Here is a 16574-nt window from a genome sequence, read left to right on the forward strand (position 1 = left end):
CTAGCGCGGCCTTTGGCCGCAACCAAAAAGGTGATTTTTAGTTTATTATAAAGTATAGTAGTATCCTCGTAAATAGTAATCAGACAATTTGGAGGACACTACTTATGAATAAGTTGATGGAATTATATCGAGACAGGATCGTGGGTGCAATAAGCGGTCTGGACAGGATTCGTTTTCGCGGGACATTGCGGTGGTTGGCCAGTGAGCGTGGGATGGGAACATTCATGAACCAAGCGAGAATTCTGCTTAAGGATTTTTCCGGTTGGGTCAATGGGCTTACGGCACAGGTGCGAGACAGTTGTGAATCGCGGGCGAAAGATTTGGGTATCGAGGTGTGGTATTTGATGAGCAGCGGTGTTGATAAGGAGAAGTTGGCTCGCCAGATCGCGGCGGATAAGAGGATTACGGAAGGTTCCATCTGCCTGTTGAGTGTGGTAGAGCCTTGTATTGCGCCGATGGTCAAGGGCAACAAGGCCAGCAAGAAGCTCGAGTTGGTAATGGCGCCCCGCAAGTGTGTCTTTGTGTATCATTATTTTAACGATCCAGTGTTTGGTTTTGGTCATGTTCGTATCCAGAGTTGGGCGCCGTTTAATATTTTCATTTGTCTCAATGGTCGTCATTGGCTGGAGCGGCAACTTCAGAAGCAAGGTATTGATTATGTTAAGGACGGCAACTGTTTTGTGCGTATAGAGGATATTGCGGCTGCGCAGGTTCTGCTCCATGAGCAGCTTAAGACTGACTGGGCGAAGCTGCTGAACGGGCTTGCGTTGGGCAGTTGCCCGGCATTGTCGCAGATTCTTCGTCCGTTGGAACCGGAGTATTACTGGTCTGCGGATGAGACGGAGTGGGCGACGGACATCATGTTTAAATCGGTTGAGGCATTGGAGGAGTTGTTTCCATCGTTTGTTCATCATGCGATGCGGGTTTGCGACAGTTCTTCGGTGATGAAGTATTTGGGTAGGCGTAACCTTGCAGGCGCTGCCCCTGATGAGGTTATCAGCGACTATCGAAGACGCTATGAAGGTATACGGGTCAAGCACAGTGTGAATTATAATTCAGTGAAGATGTATAACAAGAGCGGTAGTCTCTTGCGTATTGAGACAACGATCAATAATACGCGGGACTTTAAGGTCTTTCGGAGTCCCAATGATGATGAAGGCAAACCGGCGTCATGGCAGAAGATGCGTAAGGGCGTAAGCGATCTTCATCGACGGTGTGAGGTGAGCCAACAATGCAATGATCGTTATGGGGATGCTTTGGCGGCGGCTCAGGTAGAGGAGAAACTGAAAGAAGTGGTGAGCAGCGCTTGTAACAAGGTTGTCAAAGAGGGCAAGAGGTATCGAGGTTTGAATCCCTGGCAGCAGGATGATTACCAGATGCTGATGTTCCTGTCCAAAGGCGAAAACGCGATAAATGGATTCCGCAACCATGATTTGCGTAAGTGGCTTTACCGGGAATCCGAACAATCCGGCAAGGATCAGCAAAAGAAATATTCCGGACGAACGACCCGACGGATAAAGATGCTGCGGGCACACGGTCTAATCCGCAAAGTTCCGAGGGCCAACCGCTATGTTTTGACGGAGAAAGGCCAGAAGTTCTCTTGTTCACTGATGACCGCTTCAGCCCTTGATATTAAAGCACTTACGGAAATGGCGGCATGAAAAACACGCATAAAAAACAAGAAATTGATGGATAGTAGTACGGAAGCTTGTAATGACAAAATCAACCCTGGCAACGACAAAATAAGTCATCAGTCATCATGTTGCGTTAACAACACCTGGAAACGATGAAAATGGTTTTATAGCCATTTCATGTTGTGGTATATGTACTTAAGTTGTTTTTTGTAGTTTTATTTTCGAACCGATCGTACAATTTTATTGATTAACAGCGTAAAGCGGCTGGAAATAAATTTACATGCCTGAATGTGCGGTATGAAATGAGATATGAATAATTATGTTAATAATGGTATTGAATGGCTGGTGAACGGTGGATTAACCGATGCGTTAAGCGAAATATTTAATACTATTCATCGGGATGATCAATATGAAATGGTACGTAATGGACATTTCAGGAGGGTTTTGAAATATACTAATAGTCATGAATCGTATTATATAAAACACTATAAGGCAAAGGGCAGTATCGACAGGTTTAAATCGTTGTTTGCTCAGTCAAAGGCTAAAAGGGAGTGGAATCAGGGTTTTTTATTGCTGAAAAACGGTTTTCATACCGCAGAACCAGTAGCTATGGGAGAAACACGTAGTTGCGGAATACTCCGGGATTGTTACATAATTTCAAAAACAATTCCAAACAGCATTGCAGTAAAAGCCCTTTTGCTTGAGTTAATAAAGACTCCGGCGGGCGTAATACAAAAAAAGGAGGTGTTGCGAAACCTTATACTCTTTGTAAAAAATATGCATGACGCCGGGATTTTACACGGAGAACTTCACGCTGAGAATATATTGGTTGACGTCAATGATTTTGCGCTGTTTTATTTAATAGATATTGGCCGTGCCAGGTGCGGGAAAAAAACGACATTGCCTGCCAGAAAGAAGGAATTGTCCCGATTATTGTATTCCATTAAAGATGTATGCACAAATGACGAGATAATTGAATTGGCGCGTTGTTACGGAACTTTTGATCCTAAAGAAATATTAGAGAGCGTAGGTGCTACGAAATACCGTATATGGCGCAGCAGGGCGGGAAAATGTTTAAAGAAAAATAATATATTTACCATAATAAAAAAGGGCGGTTACAGAATAAACATGAGAGCGGAGTGGGACGCAGATACACTGCTTGCCCTCATTGAAAAGCATAATGATTCATTGCGCGATAGGCGGGAGAATGTTATTAAAAATTCTCATAAAACAGGGATTACCCTTGTTTTCTGTCCTGATGAAAAAATCAAAGGTGTGTGCGTAAAAGAATACCGTTATCCAGCTTTGTTAAAAAGAGGCGTTTATTCCCTCATTCATTCCCCTGCGCGAAAGGCATGGTTTGCCGCTCATGGGCTTTTAGCGCTAAAACTTCTGACCCCTCAACCGATTGCGCTTTGCGAAAGCAGGAAGTATGGCATTCTGGAGAAAAGCTTTCTTGTGACGGAGAATGCATCCGGGAATTTGCCGTGTAATCAATATGTAACGGAAAAATTAAATAGGGCGCATGGCAAACCGGTTTTTAGAAAAAAAAGAAGGTTTGTTTCAAGTCTGGCGGAGTCTTTTAGGAAATTGCACGATTTGGGGGTATATCACGCAGATCTGAAGGCAAATAATATCCTGGTGAATGAATTGCCTGATGCCTGGAATTTTTATTACCTTGACCTCGACAGGGTTTACTTTAACGGAAGAATTACGCGTGATGAACGCATTAGAAATTTGTCTCAAATAAATGCATCGATGCCAGATTGTTTGACATACACGGACAGATTACGGTTTTACAGGGCGTATATGAAGGGAAAGAAGATTAATAATGCTGATAAAGAAATTATACGGGGAATTATTAAGGCCAGCATAGCAAGAAAACACTTATGGCCGCCGCAGGCAAAGGTCTTAAAGTAGCTATCATAGTTATGGAAACAAAAAGAGTCTATTTTTTAATACAGGAATGGGAACACCCTGCAAGCAGATACAGGGTGTTGCAGTATCTTCCCTACTTAAATGAAGCACATATAGCATATACAGTATCACTTTTCCCCGGTTCGTTCTGGCAATGGATGAAATTGTTTTCTCAAATGAATGGTTATGATGTATTGTATGTCCAGAAAAAGAGGCTGTGGTATTGGCAACTTTGGTATCTGAAGAGAAAGTGCATCAAAATAATATATGATTTTGACGATGCGGTGATGTACAAAAGCCCGGTAGATGGACGCCGAAGATCGTTTAAAAGACAGCGGACATTTGCCAGAATGGTGCGGTTTGCCGATTCTGTAATTGCAGGCAATTCGTATCTGAAATCAAAGGCATTGCCTTACAATAATAACGTAACTATTATCCCTACTGCAATAGATACGGGCAAGTATTCGGTCAGGAATTATGATACCAGGAAGGAAAAGATAACCATAGGATGGATCGGAAGCAAGTCATCGCTTCCGTTCATACAGGAATTGACGCCTGCTTTTGATAAGTTGGCAGAACAGAATAAATCGCTGGAACTGAAGATTATTTGCAACGAATTTATTGATTGCAAAACAATGCCTGTACACAAAAAGATATGGGCAATTGAAGACGAAAATGCTGATTTACAAGGCATTGATATAGGCTTGGCGCCTTTGCCGAATCATGAATGGACAAGGGGCAAGTGCGCTACAAAGCTGCTTCAATATTTCGCAGTGGGCGTTCCCGTAGTATGTTCACCGGTGGGAGTTCACAGTGAGATTGTTGAGGAAGGCGTGAGCGGCATGTTTGCTTCAAGTGTTGATGAGTGGGCAGAGAAGATAAAATGCCTGGCCGATGATGCGGCGCTGAGAAGGCGTATGGGGCTGGCAGGGAGAAAGACATTAGATGCCGGATATTCATTACAGGCGAATGCGCCGAAATTTATAAATGTTATCAGGGGTGTTTAACGTAATAGAGGGTGGAAAAGTTTCCACTGCGAAATAACGGTATTTAAAATACACAAAAGCATTGATTATGAAAATTCTCTACCTGTATTCTGATCACAAGTGGACGGGGCCTTCGCAGCCTATTGTTGAGTTGTGTAATTATATGAGCAAAAAGGCCGACGTTATGTTGTTGACGAGTGTGCCTAAAATTCCGGATACAGGCTTGATTTTTCATGTGGAATCCGGCAGGGTAAAAACGGTACAAACCCTTGCTAAGCGCGGTGGGATTGGCGCAATGATGAGAAACAGACGTGTGGCAAAGCAGGTTGTTCAACAATTTGATCCTGACATCATTCATTTCTTTCGTGATAGAGACCTTGCTGTGCACCTGGGGAGTTCGCATAAGGCGGTAAAAATATTTACCGATTTCAATGTTACTCCGCCCGGTTTTTTGAAAAAAACAATTTGCAAAAAGGCGGATGTTTTCACGGTATTTAGCCTTAAATTAAGAGATATGCTGCAGAACGATTTCAGGAAGGTAGTTTGTTTAAAACCGTGGCTGGATATTCATCAAATACCAAAAAAACCAAAAAATATCAGGCCGGAATTTGGTTTAAATGATGATGATTTTGTGGTTGGCCTTGTCATGAGAGTGCAGCATCACAGAAAATTTGAACTGGTTGTTGAAGTCGTTAAAATAATAAAGGAATCCGGTAAAAATATTAAGTTTTTACTGCTGGGAAGGGGCCCTAATCTGAATAAACTGGCGGTAATGCCGGTTAAGAAAAATAAATTAGAGGATAGTGTGATTTTCGGCGGGTACAAGAGACTGGATTACTGGGACGCCGTACATTGCTTTGACGTAATGTTTTATACGGTTGCCGGTTCTGATGGAACAGCGAGGGCTTTAAGGCAATGTCAGGTGTTGGGGAAACCTGCTATCTGTCTAAAGAGAGATTTTGTTGAGGAAATCGTCCATGACGGTATTGATGGGTTTGTGGCGGGAGATGATCCAAAGGAAATTGCAGAAAGATTACTTGCCTTATTTTCTCAAAAAGATATGCTTTTTGAATTTTCAAAACGCTCTGCCGCTCAGGGGCGTAAATATGATCTGGAGAATGTTGGCGGCGAAATATACGCATTATATGAAGAATGTATAAAGAGCACCAGGCCATAAATAGTAAGAAGGATAGTTTTCTATGCATTACAAAAAAAGTGTAATCTGTGCTTATGGCAAATAAAAAACCTCTGGTTTCTGTTATTATGCCTACCTATAACTGTGCGGTTTATTTACAGGAATCAATTGAATCAGTTCTTGCACAGACATACGATGCGTATGAAGTTGTTGTGATTGATGATGGTTCTACTGACAACACGAAGCTGGTATTGAAGCCTTATATGGAAAAGATAAAGTATATTGATTTAGGGCGCAATGAAGGGCTTCCAACGGCAAGAAATCTGGGCATTCAGTCGGCGAAGGGAGAGTATGTCGCATTCCTTGATGCCGATGATATTTGGATGCCGGAGAAACTGGAGATGTCAATTGACCAATTCATGAAAAATCCTGATGCTGGAATGGTATATTCAAAACATATAAATATAGACTCAAAAAGCCAGTTTCTGGAAGGAAAGATCAGGAGAAGATTGCCATCTGGCAATATCTTCACTCAATTATTCTTTGAACAAAATTTTATAATATGTTCTTCCGTTGTGGTTCGTAAAGAGGTGTTTAATAAAACGGCTTTATTTGATTCTGGACTGGTAAATTGCCAGGATTGGGACATGTGGCTGAGAATCGCATTCTATTACAAAGCGATTGGCATAGACGTTCCGCTGGTGAAATACAGGCATAGTGCCAAATCTCTAAGTAAAAACCGCAATAATGTCCTGAAATATCAGAAAGTGATCATTGATAAGATATATACTATGTTTAAAGACAGTGAGAACGGCATTAACGAAAAAATGTATAAAAAACGTTTAGCCGCACATTATGCTAAAATCGGCAGACATTATACGCGAATGGGCGATAAAGTTGTGGCAAGGGAAAATTTTCGCCTTTCGTTGAAAATGGATCCGATTAATATCAGAACCTTGAGATACTACTTGTTTCATTCATGAATGACCTGTGTATTATTATTGTCAACTGGAACACAAAAGACCTGTTGTTGAAATGCATTGCATCCGTTTATGAATCTGATACAGATTGTAGTATTAAAATTTGTGTCGTGGATAACGGATCGAAAGATGACAGTGTTGTGGCGGTGCGTAACAGGTATTCCGGAGTGCATATTATAGAGAACAGGGAAAACAAGGGGTTTGCCGCTGCGGTGAATCAGGCAATAACGGCTATTTCCCCAAAATATTATGTATTGCTTAATACAGATGCGATTTTAGAAAAAAATACGTTGCGGATATTGCATGCTTTTATGGAATCCCATAATGATGCGGGAATTGCCGGTGTTCAACTATTAAAACTAAACGGTATGAAACAAAACAGTTTTGATAATTATCCAACCCTGGCATCTGAGTTATTGAATAAAAGTTTCTTGCGATGGTTGTTTCCTGATAAATACCTGAGTAAGAAACGCGTCATCACGCAGCCCGTCGAAATAGAATCAGTTATAGGGGCATGTATTATGGTAAGGAATGAGGCAATAAAAAAAGTCGGTACATTGGATGAGAGATATTTTTTCTTTCTTGAAGAGACTGACTGGTGCTATCGCATGAAAAATGCAGGGTGGAGAGTGTGGCATGTCCCCGACGCCAGGGTGATTCATCTGGGGGGAGAGAGCAAGAGAAAAGCGCCGTGGCAATCGCAAATTGAGTATTGCCGGTCATTGTATCTTTTTTTTAAAAAGAATTATTCCCGTGATGTTTACGTTACCTTCAGAATATTGTATGTTATGAAGATTTTATTCAATTTAATCATCAATAGCGCGGGGAACGGCATTGTTATGTTTCTTAGCAGGAAGTTGAGATACCGGTTGACAATATATTGCAGGCTTTTTCAATGGCATGTATTGTTATGTCCTGATTGGATGGGATTACGGTCGGCAAAACCAGGTAAATAAGAATTATTTTAACACTTTGGTTTTTTGAAAAAGCAGGGGGCGAAGCATTTGCCCGTTTGGGTATTAACGTATTTATGACCATTTACAGCAAATGCTTCGCCCCTACTTTTTGATTGTTGGAATTTTTCAAAAAACTAAAGTGTAACGAATTATTAAGGAATAGGCGGGCAAAACTACTATTGATGAATACGAAAAATAGTAAAATAAGTCAGGTATCAGAGTATGCATTTATTACGTATTTTTTTATTTTAACATTTTTTCCTTTCGGCGCTGATGTCATTAAGATGATGTGTTTGGTGACCATGGTTGGATGCCTGGCGTATCAGATGGTGCTTGAGAAACGGATTATCTTTGAGAAAACAGCGCTTAACATACCCATACTGGTATTTTTTATTTATCTGATAATAGCATCAATTTTTTCAAAAAATACAAAGTATTGTTTCGAAACACTCCTGCACGACTATGTCCCGTACTTCATCATCTTTTTTTGTATGGTCAATACAATACACAGTATTGAACAAGTGAAACGCATAATAAAGGCAATGCTTATTACCTGTGGGCTGGTATGTGCATATGGTTTGTATGGGTATTATACGGGAATTGCCGCAAGAGATGACAGGTTAATTGCTACATTTAAGTATCACTCAAGGATTGCAAAATATATTTCATTGTTCCTGCCGATTGCTATTTGTCTGTTTTTTTATTACAGAAGCATATTTGTTAGGTTTTGGCTTGGATGTCTTGTTTTTGTAAGCGGATATGCAATAGTTCTGACGATGAGCAGGGCAAGCTGGTTCGCAAATATGGTTGCTGTGATTTATATAGCGTTCATGTTGAAAAAAAAGTACTTGCTCATTGCGATAATTGCTATGTGTCCTTTATTGTTTGTGCTTTTGCCATCGAAATATTCCATGCACGCCAAAACCATCACACAATATGATAAATTCTTTTCGTCGAACAAGATTCTTGGAGAAAGGTTGATGTGCTGGAAGGCGTCGATTGCGATTATTCTTGATCATCCGTTGCTGGGGATCGGGCCAGGAAAAAGAAACTTCAGGGATATATATGAAACATACAGAAAGGAGATTAGAGAAAAAGAAAAGAAATCTCTTGGGGATATTCCTGCGAAGACTATTAAGAAGAAAAAAGTGCAAAAGGTTGAAAGTCTTTCGCATGCGCATAATATTATACTGCATATGTGGGTGGAAACGGGGATATTTGGATTAGCGATCTTCCTATGGATGTTTACCATAATATTTTATAGAACAATAAAAGCGATAAAATCAATTGCAGAAAATAGATTCGAAAAAATGCTGCTTGTAGGTGTTTCAGCCGGTCTTGTTTCGCTGATTTCCCACGGATTAACTGATATTTTCTGGAAAACCCCTGAATCCTTATTTCTTTGGCAGGTTATCGGGGTGTTGTTCCTTATTATTCAATTAGAGGGAAACAGAAAAAGAAAGGATATTTTAAGCAGTCATTCAGGGAATAGCTAATGCTATGCTTGCCAATTAAGAACGCATTTCCCGAACCTAAAAATGAGGAAGACTGTGTGACTTAAATCCTCAGGATGGTTTATTTTTATTGACAGAAAAAATATTGTCTGCTTCAGTAAAATCCTTTTTTAATCAAGAGACAGCAAGCTCTCTAACATGGGTTATGTCCCTTTTACTAACTGCTCGTATTTGAGATGAAAGCAAAGTTGTAACAGCAACTGTTCCACCGTCAAGTGTCATAAATTCGACTTCAAATGCTTCACCTTGACGATGAATGTGAATAACCGTACCGACATCACCAGCCTGTAAACCATCCTCCGGTAAATCTTTCAACAAAACAATTCGGTCATGCTCTTTTATCATGGTTTCCTCCTATTTTGGGTGTGCAGTAATCAATCTTGGTGTTGTAGACTTTTTTTCTATTATCCAAACAGTCCTTATATACGGATTGCGGCTATCCGGTGTTTCTAACAATCCATCGACACTATAACGTGTGCCATATTCAGATTCAACGACTTTTACCACATTATAGGTTGCCCCATGTTTGCGCAAAGATTCTGCTAATATTCTCCAATTTTCCAGCGTGAAACCAAATTGAGATAAAAAGACCGCTTTATTGCTCCCATCCGGATGTGATGTACACAACAAGTATTCCGTAATTTTTTTACGATCTACTTGTGCCTGATCTGCATTAGGCAAATTCATTAGTTTTCTTACGTGAAAGTAATTTTACGTGGTATAACTTTATGGCTCTTCAGTAAAATCTATGAGTAAAAAGAAAGAAGAGTGTGGATCTGCTGTAAACCCTTATTAAATGAATGAAACACCAATTCCATTCATTACCAGGGAGCAACAGATGTAAGTAAAGACTATATTGAATAAATATAATAAATTCAAGTTCTTTGTGTATTCTAATATTCGATATAAGGATAAATACGAAGGGCAGGTTATTGAAATCGACATCTTTTTCAAAACATACAAAATATTGTTTCGAAACACTATTGCATGACTATGTCCCAACTTCATCATCTTTTTTTTGTATGGTCAATACAATATATATATATTCTGGAAAACCCCTGAATCCTTATTTCTTTGGCAGGTTATCGGGGTGTTGTTCCTTATTATTCAATTAGAGGGAAACAGAAAAAGAAAGGATATTTTAAGCAGTCATTCAGGGAATAGCTAATGCTATGCTTGCCAATTAAGAACGCATTTCCCGAACCTAAAAATGAGGAAGACTGTGTGACTTAAATCCTCAGGATGGTTTATTTTTATTGACAGAAAAAATATTGTCTGTAATAATCTATCTGGAATAGTGTATATTTAATAAAAAGTTAATCTTATTCTATGCCGCTTCGTTATTCGTAGCGGCTTTTTTATTTTGAGTTCACAAGAGAAGCATTGTAATGTTTCCATAAGAAATTTGAGGAAAAGAATGGCAAAAACGGTAAGAGATAATGTTCGTAATGTAGCTATTATCGCCCATGTTGATCACGGCAAAACGACTCTGGTTGATCAATTGCTTAAGCAGAGCGGTACGTTTAGGGTGAATCAGCAGATTCAGCATAGTGAAAGAATCATGGATTCGAATGACCTTGAGCGTGAGCGTGGTATAACCATACTGGCAAAAAATACTGCTATTAATTACGAAGGAGTGAAAATAAATATAATAGATACGCCAGGACATGCTGATTTTGGCGGAGAAGTGGAGCGGGTGCTCAAAATGGCGGATGGTGTGTTGCTGCTGGTTGATGCGGCAGAGGGGGTCATGCCTCAGACCAGGTTTGTACTGCGAAAAGCCCTTGGTTATAACCTGAATCCTCTTGTTGTAATTAACAAGATAGACCGTCCTGACGCCCGTTGTCAGGATGTAATCAATGAAGTGTTTGATCTCTTTGTGGACCTTGATGCCAACGACGAACAATTGGATTTTAAAATTGTATATGCAAGCGGACGAAACGGCTATGCCAAATTATCGCTTGATGATGAAAGCAGCGATATCAGACCACTCCTTGATGCAATTATACAATTTGTTCCAAAACCATGTTATGACGCTGAATTCCCATTGCAAATGCAGATAGCATCGCTTGATTATAATGACTATGTCGGCAGGATTGGAATTGGCAGGATTTTTTCCGGCACAATTACCACCGGCCAGCAAGTTGTTAGAATTGATAAGACAGGAAAACAATCCTTGCATAAAATTACTGATCTGTTTGCGTTTGTGGGGTTATCAAGGGAAAAAACGCTGTTGGCAATGGCGGGAGACATCATAGCATTAACGGGAATTGAGAATATTGATATAAGTGATACGATTACTTCTGTTGAAAATCCACAAGCAATGCCGTTGATACATATTGATGAACCGACCCTTTCCATGGTATTTTCCGTTAATAATTCTCCGTTTTGTGGTAAGGACGGAAAATTTGTTACCAGCAGAAATTTGAGGGAGAGATTGTTTAGGGAATTACGTGCAAACGTTGCCCTTAAGGTGGACGAAACAGCTTCGCCAGATGCTTTTTGCATTTCAGGAAGGGGATTATTACATCTCTCAATATTAATCGAAAACATGCGCAGGGAAGGATATGAATTGCAGGTATCAAAACCGAAAGTAATTTTTAAGGAAATAGACGGGAAGAGAATGGAACCGATGGAGTATGTGGTTATAGATGTGCCAAAAGAAATGGAGGGACAGGCGATTTCTCTTCTGGGGGCTAGAAAGGGTGAAATTGTCAGCATGAAGACGGAAAAACAATATACACATTTTGAATTTAAGGCGCCTTCGCGTGGATTAATCGGTTTGAGAAACCGTTTGTTGAGTTCTACGCGGGGCGAGGCGGTTATGCATCATAATTTTTATGATTACGAACCTTACAAAGGAGATATAGTGCACAGGACGCAGGGCGTATTGGTTTCTATGGCTGCTGGTGAGGCCACGGCATACGCTTTGGAGGGTTTACATGATCGTGGAATAATGTTTGTTAAACCCGGTGAAGAAGTGTATGAAGGGATGATAGTTGGTGAGCATTGTGAACAGAATGATATTGTGGTTAACGTGATAAGGGAGAAGAAGGCTACGAATATCCGACAGGCTACCGGAGAGAAAAGCGTTAAGTTGTCTCCGCACAGAGAATTTTCACTAGAAATGGCACTTGAATATATTGAAGACGATGAGCTGGTTGAAATTACTCCTAAAACATTTCGATTAAGAAAAAAATTTCTTACGGAGAATGAAAGGAGAACCACACGCAGGCAACAGAACCCTGAAAAGGTAGCAATTCCATAAAGATACGAAGATTCGTTACGCAAATAATGTTTTGTTAAAAAAAGCAGGCTTTTCAGCCTGCTTTTTTTAACAATAATAGTAAATGTATATGTAATTATTACTTCTTTTTCATTTTTCCTGTTGAAGCGGAACCACCTTTTGCTACAACCTTTTTAAAATCTTGTCCTACGCTGAATTTAACAGTTTTGCTTGCCTTAATATTAATAACTGCTCCCGTTTGGGGATTCCTTCCTTTTCGTGCTTTTCTTTCTTTTACTGAAAAGGTTCCGAAACCAATAAGACGCACTTCGTTCGATTTCTTTACTCCCTGCTTGATGCCGTTCAATACAGCGTTTACCGCCTTTTCTCCGCAAGTCTTAGAAACACTACATTCATTCGCAACATACTCAACTAACTCCTGTTTATTCATACAACTTTCTCCTTTCTAAAAATATGGCGTATATAAGATAACCATAAGGACAAGCTAAAGTAGGGGTTAGAATACAGTAAATAACTTTCTGAATCAAGCAATTTTTTGGGCATTCTGAAAAAATATAAGTATGATATATTTGTGCAAACTAGCATAAATAGGGAATCAGCAAGGGGAGTTCTTTTCAGCTTAACTCGTTTCCAGCATTTTAGCTGTTTGAAAATTGCATTTCAATAAATTAGGCCGCCTTTGTCAGTGACTTTATTCTGTTGTTACTCTTGATGTAGAGGCGCATACAATGCGTCTCTACATCAAGTCGTCGGAGTTGAGAGTGGCGGTATGGCCGGGAAAGGTACATAAATGAACTTGGGAGGTCTCATTATTCAGGTTGATGACTGTAATACCGCATATTGCAAGGGAAGCCGAAGGATATCGCGAGGAGCATTTCCGATTTTTTGTAACCGTTTGTGTGATTGGGGCAAAACAACGCTGCAAGGGATGTGGCAAGCCTTGTCCCCCGCTGGCGGGGGATTAAGGGGGTGGAATTGTCTGCGGAGGAAATCAGGGAGGTTTATAACATGAATAGCCATAAATTTTTCTTCTCATTCCTACGTTCTGCGGGAATGCATGTCACGAAACAGTATAAAATTGTCCATTTGACCAGTCTGCGGAGTGTGGGAAAGAGGGTCAAATTTGTTTTCATAATAAAGGGGTAGTTGAATCGATGGAGAAATCCAGTCCACCCCCTGCACCCCCGCCAGCGGGGGACATAGTTTGAACAACAGGCGCATTCCCGATTTTTGGTTAACTAATTGTACATTGTAACACAAACATCCTGCTTGTGGCATTTTACCCTCAAACAGGAAGCTTGTGTTACTATTCCTTTCCCTCTCCCCGCTAATGGCATTTTTACAAAAAATCGGGAATGCTCCCATATCGCGGGATAATGAGAAGTTGGATAACACTTTAGTTTTTTTGAAAAACGTAAGAGCAGGGACGAAGCACGAAAGACGAAGGATGTTCATCATCCGTCGTCCCTACACTATGCGCCAAACATTGCTATTATTGGAATTTTTCAAAAGACTAAAGTGTTACGATAATTGAAATATGGAGGTTTGACCCCACTGTTGCGACGATTTTTAATGTCTAAGAAGAAATCCATGAGCGCTCAGCCCGGCGCCGAACGCTACCATTACACACCAATCGCCGGGAGCAATGCTTTTCCTTATAATTTCTTGCAACACAAACAATACTGTCGGGGAAGACATGTTTCCATACCTCGCCAAAACGTCACGGGTTGGTTGTAGTTGTGATTCGGAAAGTCCCAGCTCGTTCCTGATAGCATTGATTACTTTTTCCCCTCCCGGATGGAAGGCCCAGTGTTCAATATCCTCAGGTTTTAGTTTCCAGGGTGTTAGCAAGTCCATTACAACCTGAGAAACAGTTTTACTGGCAATCGCAGGTAATTTCTGAGAAAGCTGGTTATGCAATTGCCCATTTTTGTATATGTATCGTATATCTTCGCGATGATGAGTGTCACACCTGCTGGCAGAAGCAACCAAGGTAAATATTCCAGGACGTTTCCATAGAACGGTTGCCGCTGCCCCGTCAGCAAAGATCGCATTTGAGACGATTAAACTCAAATCGTCTGCCATTTGAAATGTTGCGCTGCAAATTTCTACCGAAACACTTACGACCACTCCATCTCCATTCGACTGTATCATATCTTTACAAATCTGTAGATTGGGGATAGAACCGCCACAACCGCTTCCTACAAGGTCGTGAATCCTTATTCGTTTAGATAAACCAAGCTTTTCTATAAGGTATGTAGAAATTCCCGGGCAAATGTATCCGGTACAGGTGTTTACTACCAATCCTGTTATGGTATCTTTCGTTAAACCAGCCTGTGCGAGGGAGTCATTAATTGCTTGCGACGAAAGCTCTATTGCCCAATTTGTGAAACGGGTAATACGACTATCCGGAGGTTCATTGACAAGGCATTCAATGTTATCTGTTGCAATATGTCTGCATAATACACCCGGATGAGCGAAAATCTTTTTCATTCTTGCAAGACTTTTTGGCCCTAATTTACTGGCATAATGTTTTGCGAGAAAAGCTTCCGCTTCTGCCTGTTTTATCACATACGGCGGTGTTACTGTAGATAATGAGGCTATAGATACATTTTCATTAAACATAAGCAAGATTATTACATTATATATCTCTACCCAAATATCTAAGCCCTCTGCGAATGAATCGTGTATTTTTCCAGAGAGGAGGTTTGATTCCCAGCCAATATCCTATACGATTCAGAGCAGGAAGGAACGGCAAACCGATAGCTTTGGGAGTCATAAAATTCATGTGTACCGACATGGCAGAACGGATTGTTTTCAATAACCATTCCAACTGAATGGTTGGAGAAAAGTAAAATACCGGTTCAAGCATGTTATGGGGAGAAACGGTTAATACGTCCTCTGACCGTGCTATATTTTCAAGCTCAGTACCTGGATATATGCGTATTCCTATCATAAAAAGCGCTACATCTTCAGGGCGAATTTGTCTTTTCGCGAAATCAAGTGTTTCCATAACAGTGTCTTCCGTTTCACCTGGCCCGCCGAACATAAATATCCATAAACAAGGCATAGTATGTTTCCGGATTATTTCAGATGACCTATAGATCTCACGCGCGGTAAAACCTTTCTTTAAACGTTCAAGGACGGGGTCGGCAGCGCTTTCAATGGTAATACCTACACCAACAAAACCTGCACGTTCCATTACATGAAGAAGTTTATCGTCAATAAAAAGAGGATTCAACTCCACCGTTTGGAATCTGGCATTTATTCCAGTCTTTGCAATCGAATCACAGATATCCAGTGCGTGTCCGTAAGGGGAATTAAATACATTGTCTACAAACTCAATATCTTTCATACCACTTTTTGTCAATTCAATAATCGCATTTGCTACCTGTTCAGAATCACATAACCGGTAAGAAATGCCTTCAAGTTTTCTATACGTGCAATAGACACATTGAAAGTGGCACCCGAGTTTCGTTTGAATGGGAATAGTGGAAAACCGTGATAAATATGCGGGCACATTAATCCATCGACGAAAATCAGGGATTACGTTGTTCAATAAAAAATTGTTTCCACTATGAGTATTTATTTTAAAACCTGTTTTGTCATTCCACGCAATACCGGGCACATGAATCGGCTTTTCATTTTTAGAAAGAACATCCAACACTTCGGGAAAGACAACCTCTCCGTTTCCTGTGATTACCCAATCTGCGCCGGTATAATTGAGGAGTTGTTCTGGCATAACCCCTGCACCGGCACCTCCCAGGATAAGCATAGCTTTCGTTTTTGTGCGAATTGCATCGACAAGTAGTTTCAAATCTTTATAGAACGCTACCGGATGTAACATATCATTGTTGTCGATATTTCGTACAGAGAGTCCTATGACATCAGGTTGTATTTTATCGATGGATGAACAGAGGGCGCGTAATGGGTTACGAACAAACATTAAGTCTAATACCTGAACATGATAACCAGCCCGTACAGTGGCATCAGCAACCATACATGCTCCGAGGGGCATGACAGGTATTGGACCGCGATAACGATTGGTGATAACAAGAAGGACATTCACTGCTTAAAATGTCAACCCATAAACAGATTGTTTCAACTACCGTTCATCCAGAAAGATTAAAAATATATTCTAGTATGGTTTTTTGTTAATAGCTATTGAATTATTAATTGTTTATTGTACATATTCATTGCTTCAG

14 protein-coding genes are annotated in these 16574 nt (G+C 40.4%); 8 read left to right on the top strand and 6 right to left on the bottom strand.

Annotation, left to right across the window (positions count from 1 at the left end; all coding sequences use genetic code 11):
• The first annotated feature begins 104 nt into the window (after positions 1 to 104).
• From M5U24_RS02205 to M5U24_RS02235, 7 genes are all read left to right on the top strand, one after another.
• Positions 105 to 1661, top strand: a complete 1557-nt coding sequence (locus M5U24_RS02205) for a hypothetical protein (RefSeq protein WP_298201433.1) — start codon at positions 105 to 107, stop codon at positions 1659 to 1661.
• A 282-nt stretch (positions 1662 to 1943) separates the two neighbouring features.
• Positions 1944 to 3554 (top strand): lipopolysaccharide kinase InaA family protein, encoded by a 1611-nt coding sequence (locus tag M5U24_RS02210; RefSeq protein ID WP_298201435.1) that lies wholly within the window; start codon positions 1944 to 1946, stop codon positions 3552 to 3554.
• Positions 3524 to 4558, top strand: coding sequence for a glycosyltransferase family 4 protein (locus M5U24_RS02215; RefSeq protein ID WP_099323805.1), 1035 nt, complete (start codon positions 3524 to 3526; stop codon positions 4556 to 4558). Before M5U24_RS02210 ends, M5U24_RS02215 begins: the two co-directional genes overlap by 31 nt.
• Positions 4559 to 4625: 67 nt before the next feature.
• Positions 4626 to 5714 carry a glycosyltransferase gene (locus M5U24_RS02220; protein ID WP_099323804.1) on the top strand — a complete coding sequence of 363 codons (1089 nt, stop codon included), beginning with the start codon at positions 4626 to 4628 and terminating at the stop codon, positions 5712 to 5714.
• Positions 5715 to 5767: 53 nt separating this feature from the next.
• Positions 5768 to 6655 (top strand): glycosyltransferase, encoded by an 888-nt coding sequence (locus M5U24_RS02225; protein WP_157820313.1) that lies wholly within the window; start codon positions 5768 to 5770, stop codon positions 6653 to 6655.
• A complete protein-coding gene (locus M5U24_RS02230) occupies positions 6652 to 7608 on the top strand; it encodes a glycosyltransferase family 2 protein (protein ID WP_099323802.1) in 957 nt (318 codons plus the stop codon). The genes M5U24_RS02225 and M5U24_RS02230 overlap by 4 nt, the downstream gene beginning before the upstream one ends.
• 182 nt (positions 7609 to 7790) lie before the next feature.
• A complete protein-coding gene (locus M5U24_RS02235; protein ID WP_099323801.1) occupies positions 7791 to 9104 on the top strand; it encodes an O-antigen ligase family protein in 1314 nt (437 codons plus the stop codon).
• A 132-nt stretch (positions 9105 to 9236) separates the two neighbouring features.
• Here M5U24_RS02235 and M5U24_RS02240 read toward each other — a convergent pair whose 3' ends face one another.
• A complete protein-coding gene (locus M5U24_RS02240; protein WP_099323800.1) occupies positions 9237 to 9467 on the bottom strand; it encodes a DUF4926 domain-containing protein in 231 nt (76 codons plus the stop codon).
• A 9-nt stretch (positions 9468 to 9476) separates the two neighbouring features.
• Positions 9477 to 9809 carry a DUF6883 domain-containing protein gene (locus tag M5U24_RS02245; RefSeq protein WP_099323799.1) on the bottom strand — a complete coding sequence of 111 codons (333 nt, stop codon included), beginning with the start codon at positions 9807 to 9809 and terminating at the stop codon, positions 9477 to 9479.
• A 730-nt stretch (positions 9810 to 10539) separates the two neighbouring features.
• Between M5U24_RS02245 and typA the strand changes: the two genes are divergently transcribed.
• Positions 10540 to 12390, top strand: a complete 1851-nt coding sequence (gene typA, locus M5U24_RS02250; RefSeq protein ID WP_099323798.1) for a translational GTPase TypA — start codon at positions 10540 to 10542, stop codon at positions 12388 to 12390.
• 97 nt (positions 12391 to 12487) lie between these two features.
• Here the strand turns inward: typA and M5U24_RS02255 are convergent, their stop codons facing one another.
• From M5U24_RS02255 to M5U24_RS02270, 4 genes are all read right to left on the bottom strand, one after another.
• Positions 12488 to 12799 carry an HU family DNA-binding protein gene (locus M5U24_RS02255; protein ID WP_099323797.1) on the bottom strand — a complete coding sequence of 104 codons (312 nt, stop codon included), beginning with the start codon at positions 12797 to 12799 and terminating at the stop codon, positions 12488 to 12490.
• 608 nt (positions 12800 to 13407) lie between these two features.
• Complete coding sequence (locus M5U24_RS02260) at positions 13408 to 13647, bottom strand: hypothetical protein (RefSeq protein WP_157820312.1); 240 nt, start codon at positions 13645 to 13647, stop codon at positions 13408 to 13410.
• Between the two features lie 291 nt (positions 13648 to 13938).
• On the bottom strand, positions 13939 to 14994 hold the full coding sequence (locus M5U24_RS02265; protein ID WP_099323795.1) for a type III polyketide synthase: 1056 nt from the start codon (positions 14992 to 14994) through the stop codon (positions 13939 to 13941).
• A 16-nt stretch (positions 14995 to 15010) separates the two neighbouring features.
• Positions 15011 to 16387, bottom strand: coding sequence for a radical SAM protein (locus M5U24_RS02270; protein ID WP_298201462.1), 1377 nt, complete (start codon positions 16385 to 16387; stop codon positions 15011 to 15013).
• Positions 16388 to 16574 lie beyond the last annotated feature (187 nt).

Origin of the sequence: Candidatus Kuenenia sp. (assembly GCF_027493735.1) — a bacterium.
Classification (GTDB): Bacteria; Planctomycetota; Brocadiia; order Brocadiales; family Brocadiaceae; genus Kuenenia; species Kuenenia stuttgartiensis_A.

Excerpts from the sequence above, each read along its gene's own strand:
- M5U24_RS02215 (WP_099323805.1), top strand. The coding sequence starts at position 3,524 with ATGGCCGCCGCAGGCAAAGGTCTTAAAGTAGCTATCATAGTTATGGAA.
- M5U24_RS02225 (WP_157820313.1), top strand. The coding sequence starts at position 5,768 with ATGGCAAATAAAAAACCTCTGGTTTCTGTTATTATGCCTACCTATAAC.
- M5U24_RS02240 (WP_099323800.1), bottom strand. The coding sequence starts at position 9,467 with ATGATAAAAGAGCATGACCGAATTGTTTTGTTGAAAGATTTACCGGAG.
- M5U24_RS02220 (WP_099323804.1), top strand. The coding sequence starts at position 4,626 with ATGAAAATTCTCTACCTGTATTCTGATCACAAGTGGACGGGGCCTTCG.
- M5U24_RS02210 (WP_298201435.1), top strand. The coding sequence starts at position 1,944 with ATGAATAATTATGTTAATAATGGTATTGAATGGCTGGTGAACGGTGGA.
- M5U24_RS02255 (WP_099323797.1), bottom strand. The coding sequence starts at position 12,799 with ATGAATAAACAGGAGTTAGTTGAGTATGTTGCGAATGAATGTAGTGTT.
- M5U24_RS02245 (WP_099323799.1), bottom strand. The coding sequence starts at position 9,809 with ATGAATTTGCCTAATGCAGATCAGGCACAAGTAGATCGTAAAAAAATT.
- typA (WP_099323798.1), top strand. The coding sequence starts at position 10,540 with ATGGCAAAAACGGTAAGAGATAATGTTCGTAATGTAGCTATTATCGCC.
- M5U24_RS02230 (WP_099323802.1), top strand. The coding sequence starts at position 6,652 with ATGAATGACCTGTGTATTATTATTGTCAACTGGAACACAAAAGACCTG.
- M5U24_RS02235 (WP_099323801.1), top strand. The coding sequence starts at position 7,791 with ATGAATACGAAAAATAGTAAAATAAGTCAGGTATCAGAGTATGCATTT.
- M5U24_RS02270 (WP_298201462.1), bottom strand. The coding sequence starts at position 16,387 with ATGCCCCTCGGAGCATGTATGGTTGCTGATGCCACTGTACGGGCTGGT.
- M5U24_RS02205 (WP_298201433.1), top strand. The coding sequence starts at position 105 with ATGAATAAGTTGATGGAATTATATCGAGACAGGATCGTGGGTGCAATA.
- M5U24_RS02265 (WP_099323795.1), bottom strand. The coding sequence starts at position 14,994 with ATGTTTAATGAAAATGTATCTATAGCCTCATTATCTACAGTAACACCG.
- M5U24_RS02260 (WP_157820312.1), bottom strand. The coding sequence starts at position 13,647 with ATGCCACAAGCAGGATGTTTGTGTTACAATGTACAATTAGTTAACCAA.